Annotated in this window: 11 protein-coding genes and 2 pseudogenes; 5 read left to right on the forward strand and 8 right to left on the reverse strand. The window is 27.8% G+C overall.

All coding sequences use genetic code 11. The features are described 5' to 3' along the window. Positions 1 to 2: 2 nt before the first annotated feature. From ACOTU8_RS07190 to ACOTU8_RS07200, 3 genes are read right to left on the reverse strand one after another with little or no spacing between them, the layout of a single operon-like run. A complete protein-coding gene (locus ACOTU8_RS07190) occupies positions 3 to 881 on the reverse strand; it encodes a flagellar basal body rod modification protein (RefSeq protein ID WP_422342337.1) in 879 nt (292 codons plus the stop codon). Positions 882 to 938: 57 nt separating this feature from the next. Next, a complete protein-coding gene (locus ACOTU8_RS07195) occupies positions 939 to 2,882 on the reverse strand; it encodes a flagellar hook-length control protein FliK (RefSeq protein ID WP_422342338.1) in 1,944 nt (647 codons plus the stop codon). 18 nt (positions 2,883 to 2,900) lie between these two features. Further along, positions 2,901 to 3,224 carry a hypothetical protein gene (locus tag ACOTU8_RS07200; RefSeq protein ID WP_422342339.1) on the reverse strand — a complete coding sequence of 108 codons (324 nt, stop codon included), beginning with the start codon at positions 3,222 to 3,224 and terminating at the stop codon, positions 2,901 to 2,903. A 132-nt stretch (positions 3,225 to 3,356) separates the two neighbouring features. Between ACOTU8_RS07200 and typA the strand changes: the two genes are divergently transcribed. From typA to ACOTU8_RS07215, 3 genes are all read left to right on the forward strand, one after another. Continuing rightward, positions 3,357 to 5,165, forward strand: coding sequence for a translational GTPase TypA (gene typA / locus ACOTU8_RS07205; RefSeq protein ID WP_422342340.1), 1,809 nt, complete (start codon positions 3,357 to 3,359; stop codon positions 5,163 to 5,165). Continuing rightward, positions 5,165 to 5,809 (forward strand): poly(A) polymerase, encoded by a 645-nt coding sequence (locus ACOTU8_RS07210; RefSeq protein WP_422342341.1) that lies wholly within the window; start codon positions 5,165 to 5,167, stop codon positions 5,807 to 5,809. Before typA ends, ACOTU8_RS07210 begins: the two co-directional genes overlap by 1 nt. Before the next feature lie 175 nt (positions 5,810 to 5,984). Next, positions 5,985 to 7,028, forward strand: a complete 1,044-nt coding sequence (locus tag ACOTU8_RS07215) for a c-type cytochrome (protein ID WP_422342342.1) — start codon at positions 5,985 to 5,987, stop codon at positions 7,026 to 7,028. A gap of 24 nt (positions 7,029 to 7,052) precedes the next feature. Here the strand turns inward: ACOTU8_RS07215 and ACOTU8_RS07220 are convergent, their stop codons facing one another. Then, entirely contained in the window at positions 7,053 to 8,423 is a 1,371-nt protein-coding gene (locus ACOTU8_RS07220) for a DUF2130 domain-containing protein (protein WP_422342343.1), read from the reverse strand. Between the two features lie 102 nt (positions 8,424 to 8,525). Between ACOTU8_RS07220 and ACOTU8_RS07225 the strand changes: the two genes are divergently transcribed. Further along, positions 8,526 to 9,737, forward strand: a complete 1,212-nt coding sequence (locus ACOTU8_RS07225; RefSeq protein WP_422342344.1) for a multidrug effflux MFS transporter — start codon at positions 8,526 to 8,528, stop codon at positions 9,735 to 9,737. Further along, entirely contained in the window at positions 9,724 to 10,425 is a 702-nt protein-coding gene (locus tag ACOTU8_RS07230) for an SIMPL domain-containing protein (protein WP_422342345.1), read from the forward strand. The genes ACOTU8_RS07225 and ACOTU8_RS07230 overlap by 14 nt, the downstream gene beginning before the upstream one ends. A 28-nt stretch (positions 10,426 to 10,453) precedes the next feature. On the opposite strand, the pseudogene ACOTU8_RS07235 reads toward ACOTU8_RS07230, so the two are convergent. The 4 genes and pseudogenes from ACOTU8_RS07235 to ACOTU8_RS07250 form a co-directional block, all read right to left on the reverse strand. Further along, positions 10,454 to 12,261, reverse strand: a pseudogene (locus ACOTU8_RS07235) (pentapeptide repeat-containing protein). After that, positions 12,261 to 13,226 (reverse strand): TaqI-like C-terminal specificity domain-containing protein, encoded by a 966-nt coding sequence (locus ACOTU8_RS07240; RefSeq protein ID WP_422342352.1) that lies wholly within the window; start codon positions 13,224 to 13,226, stop codon positions 12,261 to 12,263. Before ACOTU8_RS07240 ends, ACOTU8_RS07235 begins: the two are co-directional and overlap by 1 nt. A 143-nt stretch (positions 13,227 to 13,369) precedes the next feature. Beyond that, positions 13,370 to 16,007 (reverse strand): annotated as a pseudogene (locus ACOTU8_RS07245) (DUF7149 domain-containing protein); the annotation flags it as partial. A 58-nt stretch (positions 16,008 to 16,065) separates the two neighbouring features. Beyond that, complete coding sequence (locus ACOTU8_RS07250; protein WP_422342346.1) at positions 16,066 to 17,463, reverse strand: PD-(D/E)XK nuclease family protein; 1,398 nt, start codon at positions 17,461 to 17,463, stop codon at positions 16,066 to 16,068. Positions 17,464 to 17,627 lie beyond the last annotated feature (164 nt).

The raw sequence follows: 17,627 nt of genomic DNA on the forward strand, positions 1-17,627 counted from the left end.
GCTTATGCCTTTTCCTCTTTGTCACCTTCTTCTGTAGATCCAGAATTAGAAGAATCTCCACTACTAGAATCTCCACTTGAACTATCTCCAACGGAAGTTGAAGATGAACCGAGTTTATAATCACTAATTTCACCAATATCATCAAAACTTACATATTGACCACCCATTTTTGCATAAGCAACTCCATCAACAAATTTAATACCTTCTATAGGATAAGTTCCATAATTTGCTGTAATTTTCTCTCCATTTTTATTATTATAAACTACTTTTACAGAATACTCTCCATCTCCAGCATAAACTCCATCATTATCCCTACCAGGCCATTCTAAAGTAAATAAACCCTTTGAAACTTCTTTTCCTTCATTACTTTTTTCACTAAATACTAATTTATCATTCTTATCATAAACCTCTAAAGTAATTCCTTTATCATCTGAATCTTCAGGTAAATACATTTTAAGTGCAATAATTTCATCTGCACCTGTTAATTTAACTTTATTTTCATTTACTGTAGCCATTTTTCCTATAGCTCCAACCGCAGCGGTACTCATACTTGTGCTAAAAGAATTAGAAAGCTTTTCCATGGTTTCAACCATTTTTTGCATAGTAGTATTAGTATTTTGTTGCATTTCAAGTGCACTAAGCTGTGAAGTTTGGGTAAGCATTTTATCACTATCCATAGGATCTGTTGGATCTTGGTGTTGAAGCTCTATCAAAAGAAGTTTTAAAAATGCATCCTTATCTAAGGTAGCATTTGGGTTACTAACCACACCAGAACTACTGCTACTAGATGAATTATCCGCTTTAGTAGTCTTATCACTTGTTTGACTAGTATTGGTAGTATTTGTCCAATTAAGATTGCTATTCCAATTTGTTGTTGCCATGATAAAATCCTTTTTTACATTAAGTATTTTTTAATTAAAAGCAAAAAGTGTTCCAATTTAGAAATATTTTGCTAAAACAAGCTCTAAATTAACTTTTTCACCTTCATTGCTATTTTCTAAAGTATTCTTAAATCCATATCCCGTACGATTTTTTCCTTGATTTTGATTTTGCTCTCTTCTTCCTTGATCGCTAAAATTCATCTCAAGTCCAGTAAATCCCATATTTACAAGAGAATTTTTAAACTCGGCTTGATTTTGGATAAATAAATTCATTGCATTCGTATTAGAGTTAAAATTAATATGAAGATTATTGCCCCTTTGAATCAAAGTTACTTCTACTTCACCAAGATTATTAGGATTTAGTGTGATACTAAGTTTTGTAATCGGTGCTTTATATTGTTCTACTGCCTCTTTTAAATCTTGTGAAAAATACTGTAAGGTTTCTTTAGGAGTAATATTACGAGTATTGTTTTGTGTTATTTTATTTAAGTCTTTTACTAAAGAATTTAACTCGTCTAAATTATTTTTATCTACATTTTCACTATGTGTTTTTGTTTGCTCTTGAATAAAATTTTCTTTATTCGTATTATTGTTAGAATTTGTATAGCTTTCCTTGCCTTGAACTATTTGATTTTTATTTAAATTTTCAAAAGTTAAATTTTGATCAAAGAAAATTTGTTTTATATCTTTACTTTCTTTGATATTAGTTTTACTTTCTTTAGCTAAGCTAAAATCCTTTTGTGTTAAATTTGAAGTTAAATTTTGTAAATCTTTAACAACTTCCTTATTTGAAGTTTTATCAAAATTTAAATTTTGATTATTATTCTTTAAATTTATATTTTGATCTTGTATGTTTTCTGAATTTGTATTATTTTTTTCTTGATTCTTATTTAGATCTTTATTAAAATTCTTAAAATCTGCAAAATCTTGAGTTGATATATTATCTTTTATTTCTTTATTAATATTTTGTTCCTGTTTTATACTATCTTTAATTAAATCTTTAAAACTATTATCCTTGTTTAGATTGTTTAGTTCTTTTTCGTCTTTTTTTAATTGTTCATTATTTTTTATATCTTTTAAATTATCTTTATTTTGATTATCTTGGATTTTTTTATCCTTTGTATTTAATTGTTCTTCTGCTAAATTTTTTACAAGTTCATCATTTTTAATATTTTTTAAGGTATTTTTAGCATCTGCAACATCTTCTTCTATTTTCGATTTTACTTTATCATTTTTTTCATACTTGCTTTCTTTAGATGAAAGTATGGAATCTAGATTTTTTAAAGTTTGAGAAAGCAAAGAACCACTATCTTTAAAATTTGTTTTTTGATTAGTATGAGTGCTTGTAATATGAGTTGTATTTTGTAAATTATGATTTAAATTTTTACTTATATTAGAAATTTTATTATTAATAATTTCTTTAAAAACATTATCCACAGCACTTTTAAAAAAGTCGGCTTTATCCAAATTTGGAAAAGTCGTCTTAAGATCAAGAAGACGATCTACTTTAATATTTTTTACATTTAAACCTAAATCTTTAGCGATATCTAAAAGCTCTTTAAGATTTGATGCACCCTTTAAAGCATTAAAATTAGCCTCTGTTTTAATAAGAGTAGAAAGTTGAGTAGAAAGATTTGCAAGTTTGATATCTGCTGTATCTGTTTTTAACTTGTCTAGTAAAGAAAGAATTTGCATAAAAGAAGCGGATTCAAAAATACTTATCTTATCACTTTCATCAAAAGCTCCTTTTTGAAGTCTATTTATCGTTTCATCAACAACTTCTTTTTGACTGATCTTCATATGATCAGGTAAAAATTCATTAGTTTCTTCAATAGAATCAAGTAAAGAATTTAAAAAACTTTCCATATCATCTTGAGTTGAATTTTTACTCTCATTGCTCTCATATTCTTTATTTTTACTTATCTTGCTAAAAGAGTTATTAGCAGAAGTTTTACTCGGTGCAAGATTTAAAACATCATTTTGCGGAGCTAAATTTGACATTGCTTTTCCTTTAAAAAATTATTTCAAAAATTTATCTACCATTACACTAGGAAATCTTTCTTTTAAATAAGAATTTTCATATACTTTAATCATTTTATCTTTATTTAAAACAAATAAAATATTTAAAAGCTCCTCTAAATTTTTAGCATTTAAAATTTTCTCTAAATTTTCTTCATTTTCCAAAATTTCTGTAAGCTCACTTGAAATTCTTGCCATTTTTTTATTTTTACCTGACTTAAAAGTTTCTAAAAGTTCTAAAACTTGAAGCAAAACTTCATTTTTCCTTTCAACTAAATTACTTTTAAATTCAACAAAAATCTCTTCATTTAATGGTTTTGACATTTTAACTTCCTTATAAAATTTTAATTTCATAAAACTTTGAAGCAAGAAGTGTTCCAAATTTTAATACTTTGCAATTTAAGCTAAACTTTTGTATAATTTAAGCTTTTAAAAATTTAGCTTTGGAGAAGAATTTTGGAAAATATTAGAAATATAGCAGTTATAGCTCATGTTGATCATGGAAAAACCACGATGGTAGATGAATTATTAAAACAATCAGGTACCTTTAGCGAAAGAGAACAAATTTCAGAACGCGTTATGGATAGCAATGATATAGAGAAAGAACGTGGTATTACCATTCTTTCAAAAAATACAGCAATCAATTATAAAGGCACAAAAATCAACATTATAGACACTCCAGGGCATGCTGATTTTGGTGGAGAAGTAGAACGCGTTTTAAAAATGATTGATGGGGTTTTACTTTTGGTAGATGCTCAAGAAGGTGTTATGCCACAAACTAAATTCGTAGTTAAAAAAGCTCTATCTTTAGGACTTAAACCTATAGTTGTAATTAACAAAATCGACAAACCGGCTGCTGATCCTGAAAGAGTGATCAATGAAATTTTTGATCTTTTTGTAGCTTTAGATGCAAACGATGAACAACTTGACTTTGCCATAGTTTATGCTGCAGCAAAAAATGGTTATGCTAAGCTTGATCTAAACGATGAGAGTGATAATATGGAGCCGCTTTTTAAAACCATACTTGAACGCGTTCCAGCACCAAGTGGCACAAATGACAATCCTTTGCAGCTTCAAGTTTTCACTTTAGGGTATGATAATTTCGTAGGTAAAATAGGAATTGCTAGAATTTTTAACGGCATTATAAAGAAAAATCAAAGCGTCATGCTTGCAAAAGCTGATGGCACCAAAGTAAATGGTAGAATTTCAAAACTTATTGGTTTTATGGGTTTAGAAAAAATGGATATTGAAGAAGCGGGAAGTGGGGATATCGTAGCTATAGCTGGCTTTGAAGCTTTAGATGTGGGTGATAGTGTTGTAGATCCAAACAACCCTATGCCACTTGATCCTTTGCACATTGAAGAGCCAACTTTAAGCATAGTATTTTCTGTAAATGATGGTCCATTGGCAGGAACTGAAGGAAAACATGTAACTTCAAATAAAATTGCTGAACGCTTAGAAGCTGAAATGAAGACCAATATCGCCATGAAATACGAAAGCACAGGTGAAGGCAAATTTAAAGTAAGTGGTAGAGGGGAACTTCAAATCACTATTTTAGCTGAAAATATGCGTCGTGAAGGTTTTGAGTTTTGCATGGGAAGACCTGAAGTTATCGTAAAAGTCGAAGATGGGATTAAAACAGAGCCTTTTGAGCATTTAGTCATCGATGTACCTGAAGAATTTAGTGGCGCGGTTATAGAAAAACTTGGAAAAAGAAAAGCTGAAATGAAAACTATGACACCAACAGGAGATGGACAAACAAGACTTGAATTTGAAATTCCAGCTCGCGGACTTATAGGCTTTAGAAGTCAGTTTTTAACTGATACCAAAGGTGAAGGTGTGATGAATCATAGCTTCTTAGAATTCCGTCCTTTTAGCGGCGCAGTTGAAAAACGTAACAATGGTGCTTTAATCTCTATGGAAAATGGAGTGGCTTTGGGGTATTCTTTGTTTAACCTTCAAGAGCGTGGCGTGCTTTTTATAGAGCCTCAAACTAAAGTTTATACTGGTATGATTATAGGTGAGCATTCTCGCCCAAATGATTTAGACGTTAACCCTATCAAAGGAAAAAATCTTACCAATGTAAGAGCAAGTGGAAGTGATGATGCAATCAAACTTGTACCACCTAGAAAATTAAGCCTTGAAAGAGCTTTAGAATGGATAGAAGAAGATGAACTTGTAGAGGTTACACCTCTAAATGTTCGTGTTCGCAAACGCTATCTCGATCCAACTCAAAGAAAAAGAATGGAAAAAGCAAAATCTTAATGGATTTAAAAAGCTTAGAAAATAATAGACTTTATATACTTAAATGCTTAGGAATTTTAAAATTCCTAAGCGTTATAGAAGCCTTGTTTGTAGGTTTTTTAGTCTTTGTTTTTATAAGAGATGCTTTAATTGCAGTGATTTTAGCTATTTTTGTGGGCATTTTTTTCTTTCGTTTTACAACCAAAAAACTAAAACTCGCACAAAAAAAATTGCAAATTGACGCTTTAAATTTATTTTTACGTCGTTTTGGAGCAAAATTTAAAAAGGAAAGTTTAAGTCAAAAAGACTTTTTAAAACTGGGGCTTACAAAAAATTTAAAAGAATTTAAAAGTCAAAACTACTTTGAATTTAAGGATTTTAAAATTTATGATATTCAGTTTTTAGATGAAAACAAACGCTTTTTTTGTGGAATTTTACTCGAAATTTTAAGAGCAAACAAAAATCCTAGTTTTGAAGATGAAGAGCAAATTTATATCAAACTTGAGAATAAAAATTTCACTTTAGAACATATTTTTTCCAAAGAAAATCATTATCTTATCGCTACTTTGAGTAACCCATTTTTTATAGATATAAAAAAAGATTTAGGGTATAATTTTAAAAATTTAGAAGAAAATTTAAACTCTATAAAAAATAAATTATTGTAATTATAAATAAAAAATCAATATTATAAAATTTTCAATAAAAATTAATTATATAAACAAAAATACATTACCTTTAGTAACACTTTAAAATTTTATTTTATATAAACCATTCTTATTATCCTTAATATTTAAGAAAAAATATATTAAAATCAAATTGAATTAAAAAAGGAGAAAAATCATGAAAAAATGTATTTTGTTACTTAGCTTATGTCTTAGTTTAAACCTTAATGCTAAAAACGTGAGTGATTATAAAGTAGGAGAAGAATTAAACGATGAACAAGGGGTGGAATATTTTAAAGAACTCTCTAAAAGACCCGTGCAAGAATGGCCAAATAAAAATTTAAGTATCAATGATATTCCAAAAGGTAAACAAGGGGATTTGATCCGTTATGGTATAGAACTTTTAAGTAAAACAGAAAGCACTCTAGGACCTTATAGCAAACTAAAAAAGACAAGCAATGAAGTAAATTGTATCTCCTGTCATATGGATAATGATGGCAATGGTTTGCCAGGAACAAAAAAATATGTTATTCCATTTCTAAATGTATTAAACAATTATCCAAAACTTGACATAGAAACAATGAAAATTATCTCTGTTGAAGATAGAATTCGTGGGATGGGCGGAACAGATTCTCATAGATTTTCTAACGATTCTAAAGAAATGAAAGCAATTTTGGCTTATTTTAAATGGTTAAAAGAAGCTTATGGAATCAAAGATGGTGTAAAACTTGAAGGAGATTTTTTCGCTAAGATGAATTTTCCAAATCGTCCAGCCGATCCTGTACGCGGTAAAAAGCTCTTTGAGGAAAATTGTGTTGCTTGTCATGGTGAAAGAGGACTTGGAGTGAAAAATGATAATTACGAGCAAGGCGGTGGACATTTATATCCATCTTTGCTTATCTATCCTGATGGTGGGCACATGGCTATGATACCATTTTTAGCAAGATTTTTAAAATCAGCCATGCCTTTTGGTGCAAGTGCAGATAATCCTATATTAAGCGATGAAGATGCACTCGATATAGCAGCTTATGTAAATACAGGTTTTGTAAGAATGCCTATAACTACTACAGAAAATCGTGCAGGGCTTGATACAGCTTATAGCAAATCTCCGTCGTTAAAACCTGAGTATTTTGCTTCACCACAACAAAATTTAGATCCTAAAGAATATATAAAAGTAAAATACGGACCTTGGAAAAATCCCAATCACTTCCCAGGAGAATGATATAATTTTGGGCTAAGCCCAAAATTACTCCTCATCTTTGGCTAAATTTTCAAGACTTTTAATCCCCTCTTCACCTATCAAATTTCTACCTTGTAAGTCACTAAATATCGCATTTAAAGAACTCACTATAGCTGTAGAATTAAAACTTAAATTTTCTATAGCTCTTTCTCTTTTTTTCCATATATTTTGCAAGGCCCTTTTTTCAGCTTCTAACTCTTCTTTCATATTTTGGTAAGTTTTAAGTATAAAAGTGATTTGTGTGTTAAACTCCTTAGAATTTAAGTATTCGTATAAAATGTGATTTTTTTCATCTTTGTTTTGTAAAGCGTTTTTAAGTTTATAAGCGTTTATAATGCTCTCTCTAAGAACTGCTAAAACGCCTTTAAATTCACTGAAAGTACAGATTAAAATCCCTTCTTTAAAATGTGTTTTTTCCTTATCTTTTGGCATGGTTTTAGTGATTAAAACTGCTATATCACTTTTTACGGCTATACTGTCTAATTTAAGTTTATCAAGCCATTCTTTATTAAATTCCTTAGTGCGTTTACTTTCATACAAGATACTTCCACAAATATTTCCGAAATTATCTTTTACTATATGCAAACAATCAGCCCCATTTACACCTTTTAGCACTTCTTTTACCTCATCACTTAAATACTCACTTTGGATATATTCTTCTATAAGTAGTTCAGCTGCTTCGCCTTGGAGTTGCTGCGAACCTTGTTCTATCCTACGTTGTGCATCTTCTAACTTTTGGGCTACACTTTTAAAATTGGTTTCTAATTCTTTGTATTTAAGTTCTTGCTCTTGTGTGCTTTTTTGAAATTCAAGGCGCATTTTTTCTCTTTCAAATTCTAAATTCTTGCTTTCTTGCTCTTTAAATTCCTTAAAAGCTTCTTCTTTAGCTTGAAATTTCACTCTTTCTTCGTTTTCTTTTTGTTCTCTTTTAAGTCTTTCATTTTCAGCCTTTATGCTTAAAAACTCGCTAAGTTCTTTGCTTTTTTTCTCGAGTTCTTCTTGCATGATTTTTATTTCATTGGCATGTTCTTTTTGGAATTTTTGACTAAATTCTTTTTGGAAATTTTGCTTTTGTACAAGAAGTTCTTGGTTAAATTTTTCTTTTTCTAGGAGAATTTTTTGATTGACTTGTTCGTTTATAAATTTTTCTTGATCAATTTTTTGAGCTTTTAAATCATTTAAAGCTTTAGTGTATTCAGCTCTTTTGGCATTTACTTCATTTTCGAATTCTTGTTTTTGCTTTAGCATTTGTTGTTGTTCTTTTTGGATTTCTTCCTTTGCTCTACTTAAAATTTGTGCGTATAAAGCCGCACTAATATCGATAAAGCTTCCACAACTTGGGCATTTGATTTGCTCGTTTTGGCTTAAATTCTGCATAAAATTTCCTTAGAATTTTTCTTTAAATTTAACATAGAAAAACAAAGATTATTATAAGATTGACTTGTTAAAATCACTTTTTTAAAATAATTAGGATTATAAATGCAAAAACATACCAAAATTCAAGGCTTTGCTAAATTTAAGCTCATCATTATCCTTGCTTTGATGTCAAGCATAGCACCACTTTCTACAGATATGTATTTACCTGCACTTTCTCATGTGGAGCAAAGTTTTCAAACCAATTCTTTTTTAACCCAACTTAGCCTTGCAAGTTTTTTTATCGCTTTTGCTTTAGGACAGCTTATATATGGACCTTTAAGTGATATTTTTGGGCGTAAAATTCCAGCTTTAGTAGGGATATTTTTCTTTATCGTTTCAAGTTTGTTTTGTGTGATTATCGATGATATCTATGCTTTTATAGCTTTAAGATTTTTTGAAGCACTTGGAGGCTGTGCGGGAGTAGTAATTGCAAGGGCTATTGTCAATGACTTATTTGAAATCAAAGAAGCAGCAGGAATCTTTGCTTTGATGATGGTTTTTAGCTCTCTTGCCCCCATGCTTTCGCCAACTTTTGGAGGAATTTTACTAAAGTATTTTTCATGGCATAGTATTTTTGCGACTTTGTTTGCTTTAGGAATTTTACTTTTTTTGATGATACTTTTTGGTTTAAAAGAGTCTGCACCTCATCTTAAAAACAAAAAATTTTCTCATCATGAAGCGATAAAAAGTTACAAAGTAGTTTTAAGCGATAAACGCTTTTTGGTTTATATACTATGCGCTTCTTTTGCTTTAGCAGCAATGTTTGCTTATATCACGGGATCAAGTTTTGTTTTTACGCAGTTTTTTAGCCTAAGTGAGCAAAAATTTGCCTTGCTTTTTGGGGCAAATGCTTTGGGTTTTGTAATTTGTGCAAATATTAATGCAAGATTAGTTTTAAAATACAAAAGCGAAAAAATCTTAGCAAAAGCTTTGATGATAATGTTTATATCAACTGTGATTTTACTTGTCAATGCCTTTTTTCACCCAAATTTTTTGCTCTTTGAATTTAGCATTTTTACAAGTATAGTTATGCTTGGTTTCATCGCACCCAATACCACGACCTTGGCTATGGCAAGGTTTAAAGAGCATAGCGGGACAGCTTCTGCGGTGCTTGGAACGATACAATTTGGTTTTGCTGGGTTTATTTCTTTTGTAGTTGGAGCTATCAATGCAAACACACCAATAATCCTTGCTTTTGTAATGTGTGCTTGCGTATTAGTTGCAAATATGATATATTTTCTAATCAAAATAAAGGAGAAAAATGAAAACAAATAATCTTTTTATAGCTTTAGCTGTAGTTTTGGCAAGTTTGATTCTAGCTTTTGGATTTAACAAGGCTTTAAATGATTTTAAAACACTTGAAAGAAGTGTAAGCGTAAAGGGTTTAAGCCAAAAAGAAGTCGAAGCGGATACTTTGATACTTCCTATAAAATTCACAAGGTCAAATAATAATCTTACAAATTTATACGAAGAACTAGAGCAAGATAAACAAAATATCATCAAATTTTTAGAAGAACAAGGTGTAAAAGCTGATGAGATCAGTTACAACTCGCCAAATATCATCGACCGCTTAAGCGATCCTTATGGCAATGATATTAAGGCTGTGTATAGATATATAGGCACTGCAAATTTGCTCATCTATACTCAAAATGTAAAGCTTGGAAAAAACATACTAGAAAAAATTTCAAGTCTTGGAAAATTTGGCATAGTAACAAAAATCGATGATTATGACATAGAATACCTTTATACCAAACTAAACGAGATAAAACCACAAATGATAGAAGAAGCAACGCTCAATGCTAGAAATGCGGCGATAAAATTCGCACAAGATTCAAATAGTCATCTAGGCAAAATAAAAAAGGCTTCTCAAGGACAATTTAGCATCAGCAACAGGGATAAAAACACTCCTTATATCAAAACCATAAGAGTGGTTTCTACTATAGAATACTACTTAAAAGACTGATGATAAAGCTTAGCTAAGCCTTAAAAGCTTAGCTTGGCACTATGGAATTTTTGCGTGCAGTTTTTTGGAGAGAGAAAAGGACTAAAAATATTAAAATAGTATAAGCAAATGTTAAATATATAAACAAAGGATCATTTGAAAATATTTTATCATTGATAAGTTTTCCAATAAAAGGATTTAAAATGGTTATATTAGCACCCATAGATATAATAACAATAATATAACTTATACATATAAAAATATATCTTAGAAATAATGTATTTAAACATACCGTCCATAAATAAAAAATACAAAATGTAAAAAATATTCCTATATTAGATAAAATATTTAAATTATTTTGATTTTTTGGAATATAAATGTTTATATAAATTAAGATAATTAGCAAAAATAATAAATAAACACATAAAATTAATATACTTTTAATTATATCTTTAAATATTATATTTTTAATTATTATAAAATCTAATTTTATATTTTTGAAAATCTTATAAAATATTACTACAAGACAAATAAAACAAACAGTAGCAAAAAAAATTAAAATACAATCATAATATTGTTGCATAAATGAAAAATTTATGATTGCTTCCTTGACTTTTGTCAAATAAGAAAACATATCTGAAGTTTTGTTTAAATTTTGTATAGAATTTTTTTCCAAATTAAGCTCAAAGCTTCCTATAAAAATAAACAAAATATATAAACTAATTAGTAATATAAGATTATTAAAAACTTTTAAAAAATCTGTGTGATGATCACAAAGCTTTCTATAAAACCCCAAAAGTAAAAAATCCACAAAATCTCGAATTCTCGAAATATTTTTTTCTAAATCTGTCGTATTTTTTACATTCTCACCTTTTTTATCCCAATTTTGTTTTAGCTCTATCTCTTTACAATAAAGCTCGTATTTATGAAAATTTGAAGCGTCTAAAAGATTGTTTCTTTTATCAAAGCATTTTTAAAAGTCCTAAAAGAATCTCTAAAATCATTGGCAAATTTATCTAAGGATTTTTCTTTATATAAATTTGGTATAACACCTGCTTCTTTAGTTGTTCTTTGACTTTCATAAGAAGTGTATTCTTGTTTAATTCTCTCTTGTAAATCATCAAAAGTAAAATTTAATTTTGTATTTACAGCATTTAAATTTCCTTTGAAAATCGTTTGAGAAAAATTCGGAGTTTTATCAAACCTCACTCCATAAAAACAAGCCATTTTTTCAAAATTGCACTCGTGAAAATCGGCGTAATCTTTAAAAGCAGAATTGTTGAAATAAACATTATCGTTAAACTTTCCTTTAATAATCACCCTATCTTCAAATACACAATTATCCATTTGAAAAATATCTAAGCATTCTTGGAAATTTAAATAAATTTGTTCCTTAAATTCGCAATTTAAAAAAGATATTTTTTTAATATTTGTTATTTGATCAAAATATCCTATTCTTTGGGTAAATATACAATGATCAAACACTAAAGGATAGGTTTCAAACAACGATAAAATATCTACAACTCCATGAACTTGTGTCTTTAAATTTGTTCTAGATAAACCAAAAATATAAAATACACCAGATATGTATCTTATATTATCCTCAATATTTAAAATTTGTTTTATTTCTTCTATTGCTATAAATTCATAGGAAATTTTATCAATTTCGGTTATATTTTTTTCAATAATTGTCAAAAAATCAAATCCAATATCGTAATGTGATTTTATTCGATTTATAATCGTTTTATAAATTTTGTCAATGCAGTATTGCTTATCTAAAAAAGTATTAAAATTTTCAACCTCTTGTTTGATTTTGTTTTCTATGATTTGTCTTTGTTCTTCTGTTAGTTCTTTCATTATTTTCCTTCTATGATTTTTATTTCTTCTTCGGTTAAGTTATAGAGTTTATAAACCAAAGAATTGATTTTGTTTTCTAGTTTTTGGGTGTTTGCGTTTTTGTCTTGTTCTTTGGCTTTTAAAATTTCATCGGCTAATTTTTCATTTTTAGAATTTATTTTTGGTATGCAAAATTTTTCTATATAAGCTGGTTTAATCCTATAAAATCCACCTCTCATTACAACGCTAGTTTTTTGTAAAAACCACCAAGTTAGCGATGAATTTAAAATAGCCATTAGATATTTATAATCTAAATTTTTATATTCTTCGTTTATAACATAACCATAAATTGTTGTAGTAAAATAAAATTCTCCGAGATTATCTAAAACAAAATGCGTATTATTGCAAATATCGGGACAAAGCAACTTTTCCTTATTAAATAATGTTTGATTTTTTGGATAAATATACCTCCACCATAAATCATCACTAGACAATCTTCCATTTTCTCTAGCCCTCAAAATACTTTCACATTCTTTCAAATACTTCCAAGTCTTTGGAAATTTGGATTTAAGCTCATTTTCACTATAAAGACACATTTTTTTAATATCTGTATTATCTTGTCTATAATAAGGAAACAAAACCATTGAATTTGAAATAGGTTTTTCGTATCTATGAAAACTATCACCCATTAAAAGTGGTTTTAAAATTTCTTTTTCTATTTCCACTTCTTTATCAAGCTCTTTAGAATACCCTTTAACTGAATTTTTACTTTCTTGACAATCTTTTAAAAAATAAACACTATCTTTGCTTGTAGCCAAACCTTGAAAAATCTTAGAAAAGATATCTTTCACAGGTATATGTTGATTGATTTTTGAAAAAATTTCTTGATTTAAATTTTCTTCAAAACTCCAAAATGAAGAGGATAATTTTTTATTATTTATCATTTTAAAATTTTCCTCTTTTAAGTTAAAAATAAAATTTGACATTTCTTCTTTTGTCTTTATGTTTTTGTCTGCTTGTATAAATTTCAAATGCAAAGAATTGTTTTCAAACCATTGTAAAGCCGTATATGTTGAAGCATCAAAAATTTGAAATTCTTCAAAGGATATGATTTTGCTAATTTTATCTTTTGCAAATTCTCTTAAATTTACTCCAAAATCAGCATTAAACCATTTATGAGGCATTATAAAAGAAATTACACCTTGTTTCTTGATAAGTTTAAAACATTGCTCTATAAACAAAATGTATATATCATAATTTTTACTTGCCACTTTAAAATGTTTTTTATAATACTGTGATGAATTTTTATCTAGTCCTTGTATTCTTATATAAGGTGGATTGCCAATGATTAGATCAAAGCCTTTGAAATTTCCATCATCGTCTAAAATTTCAGGGAATTCAAAACGCCATTCAAAAGGATGATTGCTTTCTAGGTTGAAGATATTGTCGTATTCTTTTTTAAGATTTGCAAATTCTTTTGTGGCTTCTTTTTCATCAAAGTCAAAAAGAGTCAAATTTGCACTAACAAAGAATTTCAAATTTTCATCATCTATGGCTAAGAAATTTCCGTATTTTTTAGAGTATTTTTCACATTTATCGTTAAAGCCTTTCATTTCTTTTTTAAATTTATCTGCAAAGCAGAAATTTTTAAAAGACATTTTGAGATTTTTTATCTCTTGGTTGATGTGGCTTTTATCGGTGTAAAGGCCTTCTTTATAGTCTTTTACTATGCGTTTGTATTTGCTCATACGTTCTTTGATATTTGGATAATGACTTAGGCTTTTATCAATTTCAAAGTAAGACACCAAAGAATTCCCGCATTTTATGTTTATATCGATGTTTGGCAAGGTTTTAAGATCGTGATAAGCTTCATCATCAAAGCTTTGGTAAAAGCTGTGTTTTAAAAGCTCTATCCAAAGCCTTAGCTTCGTGATCTCGCAAGAGTTGGGATTGATATCAACCCCAAAAAGATTATTTTCTATGATGTCTTTTTTAGTATAAAAAAGCTCTTGTTGTATAAGATGAGCTTTATCTTTAGGTGTGCTTGGACGTTTATACTCTATAAACTCGCCTTTTCTATCTGTGATAAGAATTTCATCATTTTGCACTTCTAGATAAAACTCTTCATCAAAAAGATTTAACTCATCATAAATGCTAAGCAAACAATTTAAAGCAGAAACCAAAAAATGCCCACTTCCTACTGCAGGATCGCAAATTTTTATGGAGTTTAAAAGCTCTTTTTGTATCTTTTTATCTTCTTTTCTTAAAGACTTTCTTAATTCGCTTATATTTTTAGCATCAAGATCAAATTTAGCATTAAATTTATCAAGCACGATTTTTGTGATACTTTCTTTGCACATATAAGAAGTAATAAAGCTTGGCGTGTAAAAACTTCCTTCTTTATAGCCGTTTAGTTTTTCAAAAACATTTCCTAAAACACTTGAGCTTATGAGTTCTTTTTGGCTTAAAATTTCGCTTTGTTCATCATCACTACCAAAATCAAAGCTATCTAAAAATTCAAACAAATATTCTAAAAGCCCCACTTGTCCTTTTTTGGCTTTGCACTTGTTATCTTTTAACACGGTATTTTTATAGTAAGTAAGCTTTAAATCATTGCTTAGGCTTGAAATTTCAAGCGTATTTTCTATGCTTTGTTTTTCAAATAAAGAAGAATTTAGATAAGGCAGATAAGCAAATACACTTTTCTTTCTTTTGCTTTTTTCTTTGGCCAAAATCTCAAAGAAAAGTTCGCTAAGTTTGTCAAAATCAGGGATTTTTTTAAAATTTAAAAATTTCAAATTTTTATCATCATTAAAACGCACCAAATTTGACTCTATAAGTTTTAAAAACAAAATGCGATTTAGCCACAAGATCAAAAGTTTTAAAATGGTTTCAAAATCTTCTTTTTGAAATTTAGAATTTATAGCGGTATAAAAAGTGCCTTGCTCTTCTTCGCTCTCTTAGCTTTTTGTGATGATGAGTTTTGAGTTTTGTTTGCTCTCATAAAGTCCTAAGATGTATAAAAGCTCTTTGTAAAAGGCGTTATTTAAGGAATTTGCATCGTTGGGATTAAATTCATTGTGTAAAAAATCTTTATTAAAAATTTTAAAAATAGTTTTTAAATTTTTAAAATTTTGCTTTTCTTTGTCATTAAAGATCTTTAAATCTATAAAAAAGCCTTCTAAATTTTGCTTTTTATTTTCTATAAGCTTAGAGCATTCTTTGTAAAATTCTTCTGTATTATTGATAAGAGAGTTGCTATCATTAAAAGTATTAAGAAGTTTTTTGAAATTTGTATCATTGAAAAATAATTCTTCAAAAGCCCTTGCCTTAAAAATATAAAATTCATAAAAATTAGTGATGATGATAAATTTTAGATTAAAATTATGTTCTCTTTCTCTAAGATAGTAAAGTATGCTTTCGCAAAGTGCTTTTGAATTTAAAGAAGTTGGAGTGATAAATTCTTTAGAGTCTTGTTTTTTAGCTTCTATGATAACTTCTAGCTCTTCTTTGTTGGTAAGACTTAGATCAATCTCACTTTTGCCTTTTTGTTTATGTTTTATAGCAGTATTAAAATTTAAAGCTTTTAAAAAGGGTGCAAGAGCATTAGCCACTAGATAATCTTCATTTTGATTTTTAGAGTTTTCAAGATGATCTAGATAAGTGTTTAAAAGCTTTTTGAAACTATCAAATTCATTTTGTGTGATTTGTTTTTTAAAATAATAAGGATTAAAAAAATCTTTTTGATTCAATAAAGTGAAATGCATTTTTAGCCTTTATAAAAATATTTTGTATTTTACTAAATTTTGCTTTTATATAAATTTTTTAAAAATTTAATATATTGCCAATATCTTTATATACTTGCTGTATAGGATTTTTATTAAAAAAATCATTTAAAATTTGAACAAAATCTTTTGTAGAATTTTGATTTTCAATTAACCAATAAATAAAAGCATATTCTCCTTCTAATTTTTCATTGTTTATTAATTTATCACAATAATAGTGATTTTGATATTTTCTAACATTTTCTTCTTTTACATCTTTAAATAATTTTAAACATTTTTTATATTTTTCATTCTCTTTATCTTCATCATTATCATTTGAAATTTCAAATGTCAAACCAACAGTATCATAGTAATTTTTTCTAAAATAAATATATATACATGGATATATGCTTTCATTCTTATAATCTATAGGATAAAATATAAACACACCATGATTAACACGATTTTCTTCTATTTTATTGCCGATAAAAGTTATATCACCTATTTTAATTTCCTTATGTTTAAAACTATCAAAAAATTCTTCTATTATATATTCGCAGATATTGCTCCATTTATGCTGGATAATATCTTTAGCTTTCTTATATTTTTCTTCATTTAAATTTTTAAGCTCTGATTTATTTTTATTATATCTATATAAAATCATAGCATTTTTTAAATTTTGCATTTTTATATTGTCTTGAAAAATAAATTCCAATACATCATCTCTTTGAGTATACTCGTTTGTTATATACCATTGTAAAATACTTTTATATTGATTTAGAGTAAAAATAATATTTTGCATATCAAGAATAAATCGTTGATCTTTGGCTGATTTTTCTTCATATGTTTTTATACACTCATCAATCCATTCCTTAATCCATATATAATCCATCTTCAAATAATAACCAACATTATTTTCATTTTTATCTTTAATCAAATTTGCCTTTATGGTAAAATTTCCCAAACTATAATCGCTAGGACTAGCACACTCATCTTGATGCAAATATATAGTCAATATGTTTTTATAACAATCTTCTATATTTTTAATATTTTTTCTTACAAAATTAATATAATCTTTCAATTGATTTTTTTGATCTTTTGCATATATTTTATTTTCTATTATGATATATCTTTTATCACTCAATGTTATTAAAATATCTATCCTTCTATTATCTTTTATGCAAGCTTCTGTTTCTACACTTTTTATATCTTCTATGTTTAAATTTTCAAATTTGGTATTTACGAAACTTTTACCAAGTTTTTCTAAAAATATTTTTGCAAAATTTTTTTGATAGTGATCCTTATTTATATCAATTAAATAAGCTATAAATTTAGAATGATAATTTTCTTTTGTTTCAATATTCAAAGCCTCAAATATATTTATATCGCTCAAACCATTGTTTGTATCTTTTTCAAATTTAATATCTTCTTCAAGCAATTTTTCAATAAATTTTTCCATATATCACTTTCTAAATTTTATACAATTTTACATACAAATAAATTGTCAGTTATAAACTAAAAACATATGATTTTATAAAAAGTAAGCAATATAAGAACTAACAAGTCCGCAATGAGCTACTTTCCCCCTGCCAGTAAGGCGTAGTATCATCACCCACGATGTGC

This window comes from Campylobacter jejuni, from assembly GCF_049221745.1.
GTDB classification, from domain to species: domain Bacteria; phylum Campylobacterota; class Campylobacteria; order Campylobacterales; family Campylobacteraceae; genus Campylobacter_D; species Campylobacter_D jejuni_E.

Coding starts and splice junctions, on each gene's coding strand:
- ACOTU8_RS07210 (WP_422342341.1), top strand. CDS start 5,165: ATGGATTTAAAAAGCTTAGAAAATAATAGACTTTATATACTTAAATGC.
- ACOTU8_RS07250 (WP_422342346.1), bottom strand. CDS start 17,463: ATGGAAAAATTTATTGAAAAATTGCTTGAAGAAGATATTAAATTTGAA.
- ACOTU8_RS07200 (WP_422342339.1), bottom strand. CDS start 3,224: ATGTCAAAACCATTAAATGAAGAGATTTTTGTTGAATTTAAAAGTAAT.
- ACOTU8_RS07230 (WP_422342345.1), top strand. CDS start 9,724: ATGAAAACAAATAATCTTTTTATAGCTTTAGCTGTAGTTTTGGCAAGT.
- ACOTU8_RS07240 (WP_422342352.1), bottom strand. CDS start 13,226: ATGTCAAATTTTATTTTTAACTTAAAAGAGGAAAATTTTAAAATGATA.
- ACOTU8_RS07195 (WP_422342338.1), bottom strand. CDS start 2,882: ATGTCAAATTTAGCTCCGCAAAATGATGTTTTAAATCTTGCACCGAGT.
- ACOTU8_RS07225 (WP_422342344.1), top strand. CDS start 8,526: ATGCAAAAACATACCAAAATTCAAGGCTTTGCTAAATTTAAGCTCATC.
- ACOTU8_RS07190 (WP_422342337.1), bottom strand. CDS start 881: ATGGCAACAACAAATTGGAATAGCAATCTTAATTGGACAAATACTACC.
- ACOTU8_RS07220 (WP_422342343.1), bottom strand. CDS start 8,423: ATGCAGAATTTAAGCCAAAACGAGCAAATCAAATGCCCAAGTTGTGGA.
- ACOTU8_RS07215 (WP_422342342.1), top strand. CDS start 5,985: ATGAAAAAATGTATTTTGTTACTTAGCTTATGTCTTAGTTTAAACCTT.